17 protein-coding genes and 1 pseudogene are annotated in these 16961 nt (G+C 38.7%); 14 read left to right on the forward strand and 4 right to left on the reverse strand.

All coding sequences use genetic code 11. From position 1 onward, the window contains the following. Positions 1-56 precede the first annotated feature (56 nt). The 10 genes from spoIID to T479_RS02795 all read left to right on the forward strand — a co-directional run bounded on the left by spoIID (position 57) and on the right by T479_RS02795 (position 6925). Positions 57-1001, forward strand: coding sequence for a stage II sporulation protein D (spoIID, locus tag T479_RS02750; protein ID WP_025218587.1), 945 nt, complete (start codon positions 57-59; stop codon positions 999-1001). Positions 1002-1038: 37 nt separating this feature from the next. Next, entirely contained in the window at positions 1039-1695 is a 657-nt protein-coding gene (locus T479_RS02755) for a M23 family metallopeptidase (protein ID WP_025218588.1), read from the forward strand. A gap of 133 nt (positions 1696-1828) precedes the next feature. Beyond that, positions 1829-2089 carry a sporulation transcriptional regulator SpoIIID gene (locus T479_RS02760; RefSeq protein ID WP_004269485.1) on the forward strand — a complete coding sequence of 87 codons (261 nt, stop codon included), beginning with the start codon at positions 1829-1831 and terminating at the stop codon, positions 2087-2089. A 167-nt stretch (positions 2090-2256) separates the two neighbouring features. Beyond that, positions 2257-3252 (forward strand): cell shape-determining protein Mbl, encoded by a 996-nt coding sequence (gene mreB, locus T479_RS02765; RefSeq protein ID WP_024362913.1) that lies wholly within the window; start codon positions 2257-2259, stop codon positions 3250-3252. Positions 3253-3273: 21 nt separating this feature from the next. Continuing rightward, positions 3274-4107 carry a flagellar hook-basal body protein gene (locus tag T479_RS02770; protein WP_024362914.1) on the forward strand — a complete coding sequence of 278 codons (834 nt, stop codon included), beginning with the start codon at positions 3274-3276 and terminating at the stop codon, positions 4105-4107. Between the two features lie 25 nt (positions 4108-4132). Further along, positions 4133-4972 carry a flagellar hook-basal body protein gene (locus tag T479_RS02775; RefSeq protein ID WP_024362915.1) on the forward strand — a complete coding sequence of 280 codons (840 nt, stop codon included), beginning with the start codon at positions 4133-4135 and terminating at the stop codon, positions 4970-4972. A gap of 38 nt (positions 4973-5010) precedes the next feature. Further along, complete coding sequence (locus tag T479_RS02780; protein WP_024362916.1) at positions 5011-5295, forward strand: DNA-directed RNA polymerase subunit beta; 285 nt, start codon at positions 5011-5013, stop codon at positions 5293-5295. A gap of 131 nt (positions 5296-5426) precedes the next feature. Next, the gene (gene fabZ / locus T479_RS02785) at positions 5427-5870 is read left to right on the forward strand and encodes a 3-hydroxyacyl-ACP dehydratase FabZ (protein ID WP_024362917.1); all 444 of its coding nucleotides are present in this window, start codon (positions 5427-5429) and stop codon (positions 5868-5870) included. A 169-nt stretch (positions 5871-6039) separates the two neighbouring features. Beyond that, complete coding sequence (locus T479_RS02790) at positions 6040-6423, forward strand: hypothetical protein (protein ID WP_025218589.1); 384 nt, start codon at positions 6040-6042, stop codon at positions 6421-6423. A gap of 112 nt (positions 6424-6535) precedes the next feature. Further along, positions 6536-6925, forward strand: coding sequence for a hypothetical protein (locus T479_RS02795; RefSeq protein WP_024362919.1), 390 nt, complete (start codon positions 6536-6538; stop codon positions 6923-6925). A gap of 345 nt (positions 6926-7270) precedes the next feature. Here the strand turns inward: T479_RS02795 and T479_RS23085 are convergent, their stop codons facing one another. Both T479_RS23085 and T479_RS02805 read right to left on the reverse strand, forming a co-directional pair. Then, positions 7271-8242: a nuclease-related domain-containing protein gene (locus T479_RS23085; RefSeq protein WP_025218590.1), complete on the reverse strand. Its 972-nt coding sequence runs from the start codon at positions 8240-8242 to the stop codon at positions 7271-7273. 95 nt (positions 8243-8337) lie between these two features. Then, complete coding sequence (locus T479_RS02805) at positions 8338-8766, reverse strand: YwpF family protein (protein ID WP_025218591.1); 429 nt, start codon at positions 8764-8766, stop codon at positions 8338-8340. Positions 8767-9055: 289 nt separating this feature from the next. Between T479_RS02805 and T479_RS02810 the strand changes: the two genes are divergently transcribed. Beyond that, positions 9056-9478 (forward strand): single-stranded DNA-binding protein, encoded by a 423-nt coding sequence (locus tag T479_RS02810; protein WP_025218592.1) that lies wholly within the window; start codon positions 9056-9058, stop codon positions 9476-9478. A 264-nt stretch (positions 9479-9742) separates the two neighbouring features. On the opposite strand, the pseudogene T479_RS02815 reads toward T479_RS02810, so the two are convergent. After that, a pseudogene (locus tag T479_RS02815) lies at positions 9743-12511 on the reverse strand (DEAD/DEAH box helicase). Next, positions 12508-14082, reverse strand: coding sequence for a hypothetical protein (locus T479_RS02820; protein ID WP_024362925.1), 1575 nt, complete (start codon positions 14080-14082; stop codon positions 12508-12510). The pseudogene T479_RS02815 and the gene T479_RS02820 overlap by 4 nt, the downstream one beginning before the upstream one ends. A gap of 225 nt (positions 14083-14307) precedes the next feature. Here T479_RS02820 and T479_RS02825 point away from each other — a divergent pair, with 225 nt between their 5' ends. From T479_RS02825 to T479_RS02835, 3 genes are all read left to right on the forward strand, one after another. Then, the gene (locus tag T479_RS02825) at positions 14308-14784 is read left to right on the forward strand and encodes a hypothetical protein (protein ID WP_024362926.1); all 477 of its coding nucleotides are present in this window, start codon (positions 14308-14310) and stop codon (positions 14782-14784) included. A gap of 168 nt (positions 14785-14952) precedes the next feature. Beyond that, positions 14953-15801, forward strand: a complete 849-nt coding sequence (locus T479_RS02830) for a flagellin N-terminal helical domain-containing protein (protein ID WP_025218593.1) — start codon at positions 14953-14955, stop codon at positions 15799-15801. A gap of 132 nt (positions 15802-15933) precedes the next feature. Next, positions 15934-16896, forward strand: coding sequence for a nuclease-related domain-containing protein (locus T479_RS02835; protein WP_025218594.1), 963 nt, complete (start codon positions 15934-15936; stop codon positions 16894-16896). The last annotated feature ends 65 nt before the right edge of the window (positions 16897-16961 follow it).

A 16961-nucleotide genomic window follows, 5' to 3' on the forward strand; every position in this document is an offset into this window, starting at 1 on the left:
AACTCCCGTAATCATGGAACGCTCATATTTTCTGTAGTACTCGCATATTATTCCTTATGAAAAATTGGATAATGATAATTGCTGTGATTTGTTTAATTGGTGCATTATATATGATGCCAGTAGCATTCAGTGAGAGACGAATCGATGATCATTCTAACAACTCCCCACAAAAGACGGAAAACGCCTGTGAAATATTCATAGAAGTGGAGGGACAGAAGGAAAAAATTCCTTTAGAAACGTATATAGTTGGTGTAGTAGCTGCAGAAATGCCCGTGTCCTTTAATAAAGAAGCTTTAAAAGCTCAAGCCATTGCTGCCAGAACCTATGCGCTGAAAACGACAAATTACGGTAAAAAAGCCATTGCACCTACTGTTGCAAGGCAAGTCTACTACAATCAAGAACAAAGAAAAGCCAATTGGACTAGCAATTTCCCGGGAAATGAAAAGAAAATTGTCGAAGCCATTATGGAAACAGAAGGACAAGTTCTTCTATATAATAATGAATTAATTACGGCGATGTTTCACTCAACGAGCAATGGTAAAACAGAGAGTGCTTACGGTTACAGTGGGAATGACTTACCGTATTTACAAAGCGTTGCAAGTATGTCCGATCAAGCTTCTCCAAAGTTTGCAACAATAAAAGAATGGACGTTAACCGAATGGAATGCGCTGTGGCCAGTTAAATGGCAGGCGAATGATTTCAATCGTATGCAAGTGTTTCTCAATGATTCAGAGCGTGTAGAACGCCTGCAATTAGGTAAAAATGGATGGTCGGGCAGAGAGGTTAGAACACTCTTACAATTACCATCAACAGATTTTAAGATTTCATATAATAAGAATACGGATAAGGTTCAGGTAGCAACGAAAGGATATGGTCATGGCGTTGGTATGAGCCAGTACGGTGCAGATGCGATGGCACGTGAAGGAAAGAGCGCTTCAGAGATTTTACACTATTATTATCAACAAATTGAGATAAAAAAAATAGATGCATGTTTAAAATAGCTTCTAGTTGTTCACACTGCAACTAGAGGTGATGAAAATGAGAGAGGATAAAAATAGTAAAACTTCTCAAAATGAAAAAGGACAATTGCAGAAAAAACCTTGGTTTTGGCCGGCGGTATACGCGGGTGGTGCATTAATGTTAGCAGGTATGTTATTTGGTTACAATAGTCTCGTGACAAAAGAAGAAGCACCATTACCAGATGTAGCGCAAGTAGACCCAGGTCCAGTAGTTGAAACAAATGCAAAAACAGAAACAATGAAGTATCCATTCAAGGAAGCAGAGCTTAGTAAAGTACAAGTTTCGCAGGAATTTTATGATGTAGAAGCAAAAGAAGAGTCACGTGAGAATGCCTTAATGGTATTCAATCAAACATTTACAACTTCATCAGGCATTTCCCTTTCTATGAATGGAGAGGAATTCGAAGTAGTTGCTGCGTTAACTGGTAAAGTACTAGAAGTAAAGCTAGATGCGTTTACAGGCAATAAAATCGTCATAGAGCATGCAAATGGTGTGCAAACGCATTATAGTTCAGTAAAAGATATCGCTGTGAAAGAAGGCGATGAAGTAGCACAAGGTCAAGCACTTGGAAAAGCGACTGACAATGAGTGGAATCAAGCAGCTGGCGTTCACATGCATTTTGAAGTGCTAGAAAACGGTAAATACGTTAATCCGAAAAAATTCCTAGGATTTTAAAAAAGTCAGCAATTTAACGAGAAAGTGCAAATCGTGTTCTGAATAGCTTTGTCCTCACATAAGGTGAAGAAATGCGCAGACGTGCATCTGATGCCAAAGCCATTTTGTGAAATTGTGTGGAAAGGACGAGAACGTGCACGAGCACATTCGGAAGCGCTGCATACGCCTCGGTGAATTACTGATTGAGACGCGTGAAACTGTGCGTGTCCTCGCGAAAATGACAGGTTACTCTAAAAGTACGGTGCACAAAGATTTAACTGAGCGATTACCAACAATTCATGAAGGATTAGCTGATCAAGTGAAAGAAATTCTCGCCTACCATAAAGCCGTACGTCATATTCGTGGAGGAGAGGCAACGAAAAACAAGTGGAAAGAAAGAGCGAGTCAAGAATGATTCGTTCTTTTTTTGTACATTTCTATTTGTGTACATATAATTGAAGGAAAACAAGCGGAATAACTAAATTTAGGTGAAATTACCAATGGGGTGTGATAAAATATTCTAGATAAATAGACAATAGGAACGTTATGTAGTTGGAACTGGCGGGAAGGAGAATTTAAAAAATGTTTTCGAAGGATATAGGCATTGACTTAGGAACTGCGAACGTATTAATCCACGTTAAAGGCAAAGGAATCGTCCTAAACGAACCATCTGTGGTAGCAATAGATAAAAAGACAAATAAGGTATTAGCAGTAGGTGAAGAAGCTCGTCAAATGGTGGGTCGCACGCCCGGTAATATAACAGCAATTCGGCCATTACGCGATGGAGTAATTGCAGACTTTGATGTTACCGAAGCGATGCTTAGACATTTCATCAATAAATTAAATCTAAAAGGATTTTTAACAAAGCCACGTATATTGATTTGCTGTCCAACAAATATTACAAGTGTAGAGCAAAAAGCGATTCGCGAAGCTGCTGAAAAATCTGGTGGTAAAAAAGTATATTTAGAGGAAGAACCAAAAGTTGCGGCAATCGGAGCTGGGATGGATATTTTCCAACCAAGTGGCAATATGGTAGTGGATATCGGTGGTGGTACTACAGATATCGCAGTTCTTTCTATGGGTGACATTGTAACAAGTGAGTCTATTAAGGTTGCGGGCGACGTTTTTGATAATGATATTTTACAATATATTAAAAAAGAATATAAATTGTTAATTGGTGAGCGTACAGCCGAAGCAATCAAAATCACGATTGGCACAGTCTTCAAAGGTGGACGTAACGACTCAATGGATATTCGCGGTCGTGATATGGTAACAGGCTTACCTCGTACAATTACAATTCATTCAGAGGAAATTGAACGTGCATTACATGAATCAGTAGCCATGATCGTACAATCGGCGAAAAACGTGTTAGAAAAAACACCGCCTGAGCTTTCAGCAGATATTATTGACCGAGGTGTCATTATTACTGGTGGTGGCGCATTATTACACGGAATGGACCAACTGTTAATCGAAGAGTTAAAAGTTCCAGTCTTTATTGCTGAACATCCAATGGATTGTGTTGCAATTGGCACTGGCATTATGTTAGAAAATATTGATCGTGTTCCAGCATCACTATAAAAATACAATGAGGTGATTCCTTTGTTTAAAGGGTTTTATACAGTAGCAACAGGTATGATAGCACAACAAAGACGAACAGAATTACTGACAAACAACTTATCAAATGCAAGTACACCTGGATTTAAGGCAGATCAATCTACCATCCGTTCGTTTCCAGATATGCTAATGTCCAGCGTAGGAAAAACAAATGCACCCGCTAATCAGCAAGCTGGCTCACAGTATATGAGTCAAGTTGGTGCACTCAATACAGGGATATATATGCAAGAAACATTGCCAAATTACATACAAGGTCAAATCTATAGCACGGATTTAACGACAGATATGGCCCTTATCGATGGAAACTTACCTCAAAATGAAGATGGTGTTTCTGGTTCAATTTTCTTCCGTTTAGCACATCCAGACGGTGGAGAAGCCTATACACGTAACGGGAATTTCACATTAGATGGTCAAGGCTATTTAGTAAATGGTCAAGGTCTCTACGTGTTATCTGATAATGGACAACGCATCCAGCTACCAAATGATGATTTCCGTCTTGATCAGGACGGTGGAATTTATGTGAATAACCAGCAAGTAGCGCGCGTAGGTGTATCTTTTGCGGCCAATCCGAACATGCTACGTAAACAAGATAATGGCTTAATTCGTACAGAAAATGGAGAAGCCTTGCCGACTGCTTACGGTGCAAATGGTGTATCGTTTACATTAGGACAAAAATTTTTAGAGCGCTCAAACGTAGACTCTGGACGCACAATGACAGATTTAATGACAGCATACCGAGCTTTTGAAGCAAACCAAAAAGTGTTGCAAGCGTATGATCGAAGTATGGAAAAGGCTGTAAATGAAATCGGTAAAATATAATTAAGCGAACAGGAGGCGTTTTCACATGCTACGAACAATGATTACGGCAACAAATACAATGGGGCAATTGCAAAATAAATTAGATACAATTAGTAATAATATTGCTAACAGTGGAACGCATGGCTATAAAACACGTCAAGCAACGTTCAACGAACTTATGTATCAGCAATTTAATAATGATAAACAGGACCCAACTGTGCGTCAATCACCAGTAGGCATCCGTTATGGCTCTGGAGCACAGCTTGGACAAATTCAAACAAATCATAAGCAAGGTTCGCTTCAAACAACAGATCGCGATTTGGATCTCGCTTTTACAAAACCAAAGCAATATTTCAACATTTTAATGCCAGATGGTGAAAATGGCACAAAAACAGTGTATACTCGTCAAGGTGACTTTTATTTATCACCTTTAAATAATGGAACGGTGATGCTTGTCAATACAGATGGTTATCCAGTGGCAGATGCAAATGGACAGCCTATTACATTACCTGATAATGCAAAAGGTTTTATTGTTCGCAATGGAGGCATGTTAGAAGCTACATATCCGAATGGTGATGTTATTCGTACGGATTTAGCAGTAACGGAATTCCAAAAGCCGCAACTAATGGAGCATATTTCTGGTACATATGTAGGCTTACCAGATAACTTAGCAGAGCTAGGATATACACAAGCAGAAGTTGTAACAGAGTTACAAGGAGCAAATCGTCAACAAATCGGCATGCAAAATGAAGCACTCGAATTATCGAATGTGAGCTTGTCGAAGGAAATGACAGATTTAATCGAAACGCAACGTGCTTATCAATTTAATGCAAGAGCTGTAACACTAGCTGACCAAATGCTAGGGCTTATTAATGGTGTTAGATAAGTGCATTATTGAGTAAGAAATGAAGGGGTACAATATCTATGACAAACGATTCACGTCGACGTTCTGTGCCGACACAAGAAACCGAAACGCCACCAGAAGAAAAGGGACGTCGCTCAAACGGAGAGCAACGCGAGGTTCGATGGGTGCAAATACGGCTGATTCCGATTTGGTTACGAGTTGTACTTGTTCTTGTTTTAATCGTTGTTGCCGCTATTTTAGGTACAATGGTTGGCTACAGTGTAATTGGTCAAGGAAAAGCAATGGATGTCTTTAAATTAGAAACATGGCAACATATATTTGACATTATGAATGGTAAAGAATAATAATATTCTTTACCATACTTTGTGTTTCACATAAAAAATCGAGTATTTTAAATTTAAAAGCGATTATACGTTGAAACCTACATCCTCTTTTGGACGTAAGGTATATATACATACTTAGAGGGGGAAAAGAAATGTTAACAGCAGAGCAGATTCAAGAAATTTTACCACATCGTTATCCATTTTTATTTGTAGACCGTATTGTGGAATTAGAAGTAGGCAAGCGTGCAGTAGGTATCAAAAATGTATCGATTAACGAAGATTTCTTTAATGGACATTTTCCAGGATATCCTGTTATGCCAGGTGTTTTAATTGTAGAGGCATTGGCGCAAGTAGGTGGCGTCGCTTTATTAAAATCAGAACAGTACCAAGGACGTTTAGTATTTTTAACAGGAATCGATAACGCTCGTTTTAAGCGCCAAGTAGTACCGGGAGATCAGCTACGATTAGAAGTAGAATTCGTTAAACTGCGCGGTGTAATGGGCAAAGGACATGCTGTAGCTACCGTTGATGGCGAGCTAGTTTGTGAGGCAGATATTTTATTTGCAATAGGGCCTGAACAACCAAAACAGCCTTAATTTGCAATTATAGGCTAAAAGTTATAAAATAATCTTGTCGAATAGTGTTCTTATTGTCAATTTTTTTTGACAGAATTTAGTTTAGTTTTTTAATGCGATGGCATAGATAGTATTGTGAATTGAAATACATGTAATTTTAGGTTTTTTAAAAAGTAGGAGGATTATATAGATGTATAAGGAATTGTCTTCAGGTGTTAAAATTAGCATTACGCGTTCGATTTCAACATCTTTTGAATCATACTTAGCAAGTATTGGTTGGGAAGAAGAGCGCTTTTCTATGGAAGACTTCATTGCTAGCTGGCAGTCTTATTTTCAGGAAAATGCCGCTTGGATCGAAAAAATCCCAGCCGATGTTTTGATGAGTACTGAATTCCATGAAGAGATGGCACAAAAAATCGATGAAGTAATTGCAAAAATTTTAAATGAAGAACCAACCGCTAAACAAGTCGAAACAATCGAAGCTTTACAAAAAGAATTAGGTACAAACTATACCTATAATTGTAAAGCAGAAGCTGCATACATTGAGCAATTACTGAAAGAGAAACAAAAATAGTTTTTGCACAAAAAAATCGGATAGTTCCCTCCTTTCTCGGGCAATCTATGTAGGATCACAAATGCACATGTTGTATTTGATGACATAGTACTCAAGAAAGGAGGTTTTTTATATGTGGAAAATGTCTTTTTTAGCCATTATCCTTGCTACAGTATTCCTTGGAGGTTGTAACTGGGGTAATAATGCAGCTGAAACCCCGATGGAGAACGTGAAAAACGACGTTAAACGAGGTGTTAACGATGTAGAAGATGTTGTCGATCCAGATAAGAATCACAATGTCTACGATCGTAACGTCAACAATGGTACTGTTAACGACGGTACTGTAAATGATGGCACAGTAAGAGAAAATACTGTTATGCCAGAAGCAACAACACCAGGTTCAAATGCGGATGTCAATGGCACAAATGGCTATGACAACGTACCAAATGCCAATGGTGTAAATGGTGTTGAACGAAACAACGGCACTATGAGAGAAGACCGCAACACAATGACTAACCCGTAAAAACAAAGTGATTCCGTTCAACCGGAATCACTTTTTTCTTTATGATTATGGAATGAAGGTATATGTGGGAATGATTTGATTACCCGCGGAACGAAGAAGAATACCCGCGAAAGAGAACGTTTATCCGCGGAACGAGGGAGAATACCCGCGAAAGTAGAACGTTTACCCGCGGAAAGCATGGAGATACCCGCGAAAGTAGAACGTTTACCCGCGGAACGAAGGAGAATACCCGCGAAAGTAGAAAGTTTATCCGTGGAACGAAGGAGAATACCCGCGAAACAAAGATAAACCTCCGATAAACATAACTTCAAACATTCAACTACCCCACTCTCCCCCAAAGTAGCATTAAAAAAACGGTTTCATATATTCTATTAAATTATCAGGAAGATAGTAGATTCGATTTTTATAAGTACCAGTGCTAGGAAATTGAAATTTCCGTAATAAACGATTAGCAGCATCACTAGAAGTAATACCGAAAAACGCACGTAATTGACTATTGGTGATTGTACGACTTACGAGCAATCGATAATCTTGCAAGGCTTCTGCAAAAATTTCAGTGCTTGTATAGTGACATGCTAGACACTTCCAACCGCCTCTGTAAAAGTGCATTTGATTTTTGTATCGGCATTTTGGGCAAAGTACGCCATGTCGGAATCTCGAAGTATCTATACGAGGGAGTATTTCTTGTGGTTGATGCTGCGCTCTAATTAGTTGTACAAAACGGGTTAATTGCTCATTCGTTAAAATAGGTGTTGGATACTTTTCAAAAAGAGTTTGGATATGACTTTGTAGCCCTGGCACATGAAAAATAGGGACGGATTTTGGATGATTTGCAATTATAGCTGACGGATTAGACAAAATAACTGCACCTTCAATGGGGAGAGAATAATTTTTAAATATAATTTTAATGAATTGCATATGACGTTGAATTTGCATAATGGGATTTGCAAAACCTTCCACTGTGCCATCAGATTTTGTGCGTGTGCATTGATGTGTCGTAGCATCAAAATCCAAACGACCGTGTATATTTTTAATTTCCACAACGAACATAAAATGCTTACAAATAAAGAGTGTATCAACTTGGTGAAAATGCTGTGCTGCATTGACAAGTACAACATTATGCAATACAGCAAAAGTATTTGGACATACTAATTCATGCCATTCTCGGTCTACTCGTTTTTCACCAGCAAAGCCAGCATCAAGCCTTCGAAATTGCTCGCTATAATAGGTAGCATCTCGATCTCCATCACATAAGCGTCGTAGTAAAGCCTCATACCATAACAACTTTAACGGCTTCTCACGTATGACTAAATTCATTGACGTTCACCCCTATGTTTTTTACACCATATTTTATCCAAAAATCTCAAACTATCCAGTACAAAAAAACGATACGTCCTTAAACGTATCGCTGCTCATTCATCATTTTTAAGTTTTGGCCGCTCTTTCATTCCTTTTGAGAAACGGTCTAGTAATTCTATTTGTGAAACACCTTCTGTTAAAAGATCAGCGAGTAATTGTTCAGCGTATTTAGAACGCTTAATTTTTAACGTCCCTTTTAAAAGCACAGAAACATGCTCGCCAATTTCTTGGACAGTATGCACAACTACCCGAAATGGAGCTGGTTCATTATCAGGAAATGAAATAACCGCACGAACATCAACTACTGTAGCATTCGCTAATAACTCATCAAAAATCGGACGATATTGCCGATCGATAAACAATTCAAGAATCCAAGATTGATGGCTGTTTTCCTGGTTAATAATAATGCCATCGACTAAAGGAAATGCTTGCATGCCATCTTGAGTGACAAGGTCAAAAGAAAGCATTTTAAATGTTTTCATTATGTATCCTCCTAAGTCGGTCATTCCTTTTAGTATAACATAATCAATTACAGCTAAGACTGTCTTCTTAAAATATGAAAAGATGCTAAATTTATCTTTTTAAAAATGGGGTGTAACACTTACTGCCGTCTGACCTCCACACAATAAAAAAACTTAACAAACAAATAAATAACAGCTAAAAAAATTATTTTCCTATTTAAAAATGAGCTAAAAAACAAAAATCGAGTTTTGCCAAAAGTGAATAGCCTCTTGTAAGATGAGGGCAATTAAACACAAAGGAGGTGAATCAATGAACCAAGTCGGACTGGTTGGAAGATTAACAAAAGATCCTGTGTTGCGACAACTATCTAGAAATCGTGTCCAATCTCATTTTTCCCTTGCCATAAATCGCAATTACAAAAACAGTCGTGGAGAAGTAGAGACTGACTTTATTCTTTGCACAGTATGGGGAAAACTGGCAGAGCATATTGTGAAGTTTTGCGGTAAAGGTTCATTAATTGGCATAAATGGCCGTATTCAATCTAGATCATTTACGAATGAGCACAGTACCAAGATTTATATGACAGAAGTGGTTGTAGAAGATGTTCGCTTCTATAGGCTAAAACAGCCAGATAATGATGGAAGCACATTACCTTCATCGTCATCGGTCGAGCAGGAGATTATGAAAGATTTTGTGTTACCTAAGAAAGAATTGCAATTACCAGTAGTATAACCGACTATCGCAATACATACGGAGCAAAGCCAAACATTTACGCAATTCGCCATTCTCCTATAGAATGCTTTGCACCGTAATCATTTTAGTTGAAAAGGGGTGTTGTGGACTATCCTATCATCTATCGTTGCTGAAGACCGCACAGCAATGATTATTTCACACAACTAAATAAGAATATGAAGTAAGTAGAAAGAAGTAAACATTGTTCACGAATATGTTGCAAAGTAAAAGAGCGCCAAGAACGTTAGAGCTCTTGGCGCATCTTTAAGACAAGTTATAATCGAGTGAAATCAAATCTCGAAGCTCATCATCATCTAGCTCCGTTAACCACTGGCTTGATTGAATGAGTTCTTCTGATAATGCAGATTTCTGCGCCAGCATCTTATCAATTTTTTCTTCAATCGTCCCAATCGTGACAAACTTATGCACTTGCACAAATTGCGTTTGCCCAATTCGATAAGCACGGTCTGTTGCTTGGTTTTCAACAGCAGGATTCCACCAACGATCGGCATGTAGTACGTGATTTGCAGCTGTTAAGTTTAACCCTGTTCCTCCAGCCTTTAATGAGAGGATAAAAATAGGGAATTCTCCTGCCTGAAAAGCCTCCACCAATCGGTCACGTTGCTGTTTAGGCATGGCGCCCGTTAAAAACGGTGCATCGACATTATAAATTTCACTGAAACAATGCTGAAGTAATTGGCCCATTCCAATATATTGCGTAAAAATAAGACACTGTTCACCATTATCGACGATTTCCGCTGCCATTTGAACAATACGCTCTAATTTGACCGAGCGTGTCAGCATCGTTGCAGCATCCTCAAAAGGTTCCTTTAAATAAAGAGCAGGGTGATTACATAATTGCTTCAATTTACTTAGCATCTTTAAGACGCGTCCTTTTTTCTGGAAGCCCGTTAGTTGTTCTAGCTGATCCAACGTTTCTAAAATATAGCCCTCGTACAGTGAAGCTTGCTCTGCCGTTAAGGCGCAGTACGCATGGGACTCTTGCTTATCAGGTAAATTAAGCTGTAAATTTGGATCTCGCTTTGTACGACGAAGTAAAAACGGTTGAATTTTTGCCCGTAGCTTTTGTTTATGTGGTTCGGATTCATCGCGCTCAATAGGCAAAATAAATTGTTCATTAAAGCGACCGAAGCTACCTAAATACCCTTTATGAATAAAGTCGAAAATCGCCCAAAGTTCTGATAATCGATTTTCAACAGGCGTTCCTGTTAAAGCAATATGATGACTACCATGTAATTTGCGAATGGAACGAGATTGCAAAGTCTGCATATTTTTAATATTTTGTGCCTCATCTAATACAACAGTTGCCCAATCAATTGCTTGTAAAAATTCAGCATCCTGTGACACAGTTCCATAGGTAGATAAAATAACATGCGGTTTTTCTTGTTCAATAAACCGAACAAATGCATCCTCTTTCATTCGATTTGCTTGATAATGCGTATGCACAGTTAAAGATGGAGCAAAACGGTCAAGCTCCTTTTGCCAGTTACCAAGGACTGAGGTTGGGCAAATAATAATGGATGGTTCTTTGGCATCCGTTGTGTCATAGATATGCAGCAAGTAAGAAATAAGCTGAACAGTTTTGCCGAGTCCCATATCATCAGCGAGACAGGCGCCAAAACCTTGCTCACGCATAAAGACTAGCCATTCAAACCCTTCTTGCTGATAAGGACGTAAGCTAGCATTTAATGAAAGAGGGACTGGAACTGCTGGAAGACCTTTTTTCTCCTGAAGCTGTTCCATATACGATTTTAAAGATTGCTGGAGTTCAAATGCAAAAATTGGATCATCGCGCAACGCATCATCAGCATCTTCCTCTTCTAGCGGAGAAAGATCTTCAGGTAACTCGCGGAACAATAGTTCACGAACAGTCCAACTTTCATCTTCAGCCTGTTGCATTAAAGCACGCATTTCTTGCATCCAGTTGGCATCCACTCGGAACCATTCCGTACCAATACGAATAAATTCACGTTTTTCATCGACAAGCTTTTTAAACTGCTCAGCAGAAATTGATTCACCGTTCATAGAAAATTGCCATTTAAACGTTAAAATATCATCGAGTCCAGCAACTTTTTTCGTTGATAAATTACCTGTGCTAACACGTACACGCATTTTGGATTGCTTTAAATCTTTTAGCCAAGCGGGTAGCACAACATCAAAACCAAGTGCCTGTAAACGGGCTAGGTCTTCACGTAAAAATGTGCGAACCTCCAAATCGTCAAGGGTAGCATGAATGAAAATATCAGACTGTAAATTTTCAATGGAAAGGAGTTCGACAATCTGCGTTTGTTGTTGTTCAATATCTAGTGCAAATGGTTGCCACTTTGTTGGTAGCGCATCGACTAGCGGTAGTGATTTTTTTCGAACAGCCGGTGTCCATTAATTTTTCGTTGTCACTGTACTAAGCACCGTTTCTAAAAGCCAAACTTCTGAATCTTCCTCAGGCTCACTTAAACGTAGAGAAACAGTAACGGTGCCAGCTTGACGGTCTTGCTCTAATGGCCATCCTCCGCGAATGAAAAATGGAAGGAGTTTCGGTACATCAGACACCAATAACCCAGCGTGTGCAAGTTTTTGCTGCACAGCTACTTCCAGTAATGCCGTATCTACCCCGTCTATATTAAATGACAAGGAGGAAAAATCATCTGCAATAACGGCGTACGACCAAAGGCTAGGCTCTTGCCAATATTGCTGTAACATTTGTGCGTGTTCAATCAATGCACTACTGTCAGCGTCAATCCCTTGCCAACTAATAAACGGGTGCTGATAGCGTGGAGAAAAGATATCGAGTAGTTCTGCACTAGAAATATCGATGGAAATGTCTGTACGACTGGTCATTAAACCATAAGTATTTGCTTCATAGTTAAAAAATAATGAAGAAATCAGTGTGTCAACATCGATTGCTGCACCACTTGTAGTAAAACCCCGCATCGTATAATTGCCGTTTTGAGCTGATTCAATACGTAACTGTTGTTTTTTCGTAAACGGAGAGGGAGCATGTAATGTCATCATACTAAGTTTCCTTTCTCAATTTCTTCCTGAAGTGCACGAAGTCGTTTATATTCTGCACGGATTGTTTGCATGTAATTTTCAAAATAAGCAACTTTCCCTGCTCTTTTTGCGGCACTCCGCATACTTTTCCAAATACGTACAGCTTGCTTATAATTCATACGAGATTTTTGCGTAATCTCTGCCATTGCATAGACGTGATACAAAGGTAAAACAACTGCTGGAGCTAGGTGTAGAACATCTTTTAATCCACACATTTCTAAATAAGAAAAAGAGGAAAGATTTAATTGATGCAATGCTGCCCATTCGCGATAGCGCTCTTTTCGTATAAGGAAAAACGAATAGGGCTGTAGTCCATACACACCAAATGCGCTATAAAGTGTTGTTTCTTCTTCTTCTGTTAATTGTATATCTTCATATAACAATTGAAATTGCCGTACGTATTGAGCTCGCTGTACGACGGGCACAGTTTCCTGTAAAAAAGCTTCAGCAAATGGGAGCATGGCACGTAAAATGAATGCCTGTGAATGTGACTCGCCAGCACGCTTAGCAAAAGTGGCTAACTCAAACAAATCTTGCATTTGTGGTAAGGAAATATGCGCAATGCTTTCCTGTAATAACTGTTCTTTTTGTAATAACACGTAAAATAGAAGCTTTAATGACTGTAAAGAAATCTCGGGGGAAACTTCTTCAAGATTGTTAATCAGCGTTAGCTCCTGTTCACGGCGAGGCTTCTCATAAAAAAGCACTGCCCACAGCAGCATATAGATTTGTAATCGACTAGCAAACAGCCCTTCACGCTCTAGTAAAAATTTACGGACAATTTCTTGAAGGGCATTATAAAATGGATCAGTTGCAAAAAGTCGAGAACGATTCGTTAATTCAGTTAATATACTTTCAAATGACTGCACACTTTGATCGATAAAGTATTTCATATAAGGTGAGTCTAATGAATGACCTTGCGTATTATTTAAATGCCGCCAAATTGCATTAAAAATCGAAAGTTCGATAAATAGCTTATACAGTGGCTGCCATTCACGTTCAAATGGCATATGCTTGCGCAGTCGTTCCAATGCATCAGAACGGATTGCTGAAAGTCCATAGCCTTCTAAAATGCGACCAGATGGTAACAGACGTTTCATTACTTCGTCGACCATTAGCTGCCAGCTTTCAGGACTACGCTCATCCGCTAATGATTTTAACTGCACAGATTTTTGAGCACGCCATGCACCTGACCAGTTTTGTACAGAATCAAAATACTGATAGAGAGCAAGTAATGCGCCAACTTGATGACGACACCATTTTAGTTGGGGACAGTTACAGCTTAGAGTCCCATGAGCAAAATCAATTTCTACAGTTGCAGGTCTCACATCCTGTACACTTGCATATAATATAGAACTTGCTCCATTAAAACGTTCAAATACGATGGATTTGTTTCGTACAGAAAATACAGCACGACGCACCAGTTCCTCGTCTTCGCTAGAGGACGGATGTAAATCCTGCTCAGCTTCTTTTAATTTAGCAAGTATAAATGGTTGATGTTCCTTAGCTAGTTGCGAAATAGACAAAGCCATAACCTCACTCCTCTCAATTGCATTGGCCAATGACTTTAGCTTTATTTAGATGATTGAATGTCATCTTTTGTGGGAAGAAAAAAAGACTGTCTTTCCATTATACGATTAAAATGCAGACATGATAAGCTGAATGATGAGAAAGAAAAAATTTGAGGATAAGATGGTTAACAAGATGCGTGATTTGTGTTAAAATCTGAATAATCAGATAATGAGGAGGGATGAAGGATGATGCAAGTTCAGTATATGAAGCCGTTTTACACGAAAATCTCTGGAGATAAATTGCGTCTCGTATTTGCTTATCAATATTTCTCAATTTTAAAAGAGAATGAGATTTTTCATTTCATTCCAATTGAAGGGAAAGAGATGATTATTAACTTGCATACACAACAAATCGAAAATTTATCTGAGGTATTTGTTTTCCAAAAGGGGAATCGTTTTATCCGATTACCACTCTATCAGCTATTACTCATTACCAATGTGCATGAACATTTAACGCCAATTCTTGAAAGCGCTACACCAAAATTGCCACAGTTACCCCTTGTCTCTTCAGCAACTGTAGGTGAGATTGATCAGTTGATTGCTGAAATTGAACAAAAAAACATTGATTATTTAATAGACCAAGCATTAGCAGATTACAATGAAGCACTCTTTTTTGAGCTACTACATCAAAAGAGCACGCATTTCGGAGGTTTCGGAAATTGAATACTCGGTACATCAAATAAGCACCCACTTTTCAAGAAAGAGAAGCGGGTGCTTTAACTCTTTTATAGATAGAACACTTCAATTATTTGGATTATTTACCAATGTAACTTTAAAGAAGTTGTCACAAACCGATATAACTAATAATACTTTTAGCATGGGGGTGGGGGAATGCTTGGTAAGTGGTCTGCTTCAGGGTTATCTATATTAAGTAACATGAATAGGCACTATAATGCTATGAGCAAGTCAATGTTGCGAATTTCTACTGGTTATCGGATTAATAGTGCGGCTGATGATCCGGCTGGTCTTGCGATATCCGAGAAAATGCGGGCTCAAATTCGCGGGTTGAATATGGCGTCGAAAAATATACAGGACGGTATTTCACTTGTGCAAACAGCAGAGGGTGCACTAAACGAAACACATGCCATGATTCAACGAATGCGGGAGCTAGCAGTACAAGCATCCAATGACACATTAACTGATAGTGATCGACATCAGCTGGATTTGGAATTTCAGGAGCTAAAAAAAGAAATTCAACGTCTTTCTAAAGATACTGAATTTAATACGAGGACATTATTAAATGGCGATTATTCAACGAATGGTCTCAAGATTCAAGCGGGTGCGAACGCTGGTCAAACGATCGAGTTGTTCATTAACGATATGGGGGCAGGGGCGCTTGGGTTGGACGCCACGACTTCTATTGCAACACGAGATAATGCCAATAATGCGATTTCTACGATGGATGAGGCATTAAAACGAGTATCATCGGAGCGTTCTCGTTTGGGCGCTTATCAAAATCGCCTAGAGCATGCCTATAATGCAAACGTCAATACAGCGGAAAACTTAACCGCAGCCGAATCACGAATTCGCGATGCTGACATTGCGAAGGAAATGATGAACATGGTGAAGTCGCAAATATTGCTTCAAGCAAGTCAATATGTTCTAGCATTGCATATGCAACAGGCACAATCTATTTTAAAGTTACTAGAAAGCGGAACAATGAGGAATCCCCGATACTAATGGAGATTCCTTTTTTTTATGTTATTAAAATTTAGTTTTATCCTTTAAAATCATGGCAAATTTTTAATTTCAAGCAAGCTATTTTTTCGGGTCTTTTTTGCTGTTATAGTAAATAGAAAAGGAGTGAAGTTATTGATCGTAAAGCCTTTTGCACCGTCGTCACTGACATTGGGATTGCAAGCACTTGTTCGTCGATTGCCTCCTTCACATCTCCAATTCATAACGTTACAACAGGAACTTAAAAATAAGGAAGCGGGCGATTTTGCAGAACAATATATTTTGAAAGAGCTACAAAAGTTACCGCAGCTTAGTGACTGTCACCTTTTCCACAATGTTATACTTCCTACGATCCTCCCCATGCAAATTGATATATTAATTATTACAGCCAGTGGCATCGTCATATTAGAAATAAAAAATATACGGGGAACCGTCCATTTTAAAAATGACCCACGTCAGTTAATACGTACTACTGATAAAGGAGAAGTTCAAGCATTTACGCATCCTGAAATTCAATTGGAGCAGTATATCCAGGCAATGCATCATTTTCTTAACGAGCATAATATTACGGTACCAATTTATGGTGCTATTGTTTTTCCTTTTAATAATGTAGCAATCCATCGTGAGAGTGATGGACTGCCAATCGTCATGGGCAGAGAACTTCCGATATATTTGCACAAAATCATCGAGAAAAATATGGGGATAGCTACGAACGAAATAACAAACATTATTTTGTCACAATTACAAGACAGAAACCCATTTCCGCTTTGCCGCTATTATCAACTTGAGGTTACCGCTTTGCAAAGAGGTGTTTATTGCGAAAATTGTGGTCACTTTGGAATGGAAAAGTTAAAAAGAACGTGGTTTTGCCGAAGATGTCAGCATCAATGTACATATGCACATATACAAGCATTGAAAGATTATTACATGCTTGTTGGAGATACGATCACGAACAGGGAATGTCGTGCATTTTTAATGCTTGAGTGTAAACATGTCACAAAACGATTATTGCAAAAAACATTCCAAACATGCTGTAATTCAGGCAAACTTACGAAGTACGATTTGTCGAGGTTATTGGAAACGCCACTAAAATTTTAGATAACGCCACAAAACGCTCATGAATCGCCACAAAGCGTACAGAAAACGCTACAAAGACCGAACAA

The organism is Lysinibacillus sphaericus (assembly GCF_000600105.1).
Taxonomy (GTDB): Bacteria; Bacillota; Bacilli; order Bacillales_A; family Planococcaceae; genus Lysinibacillus; species Lysinibacillus sphaericus.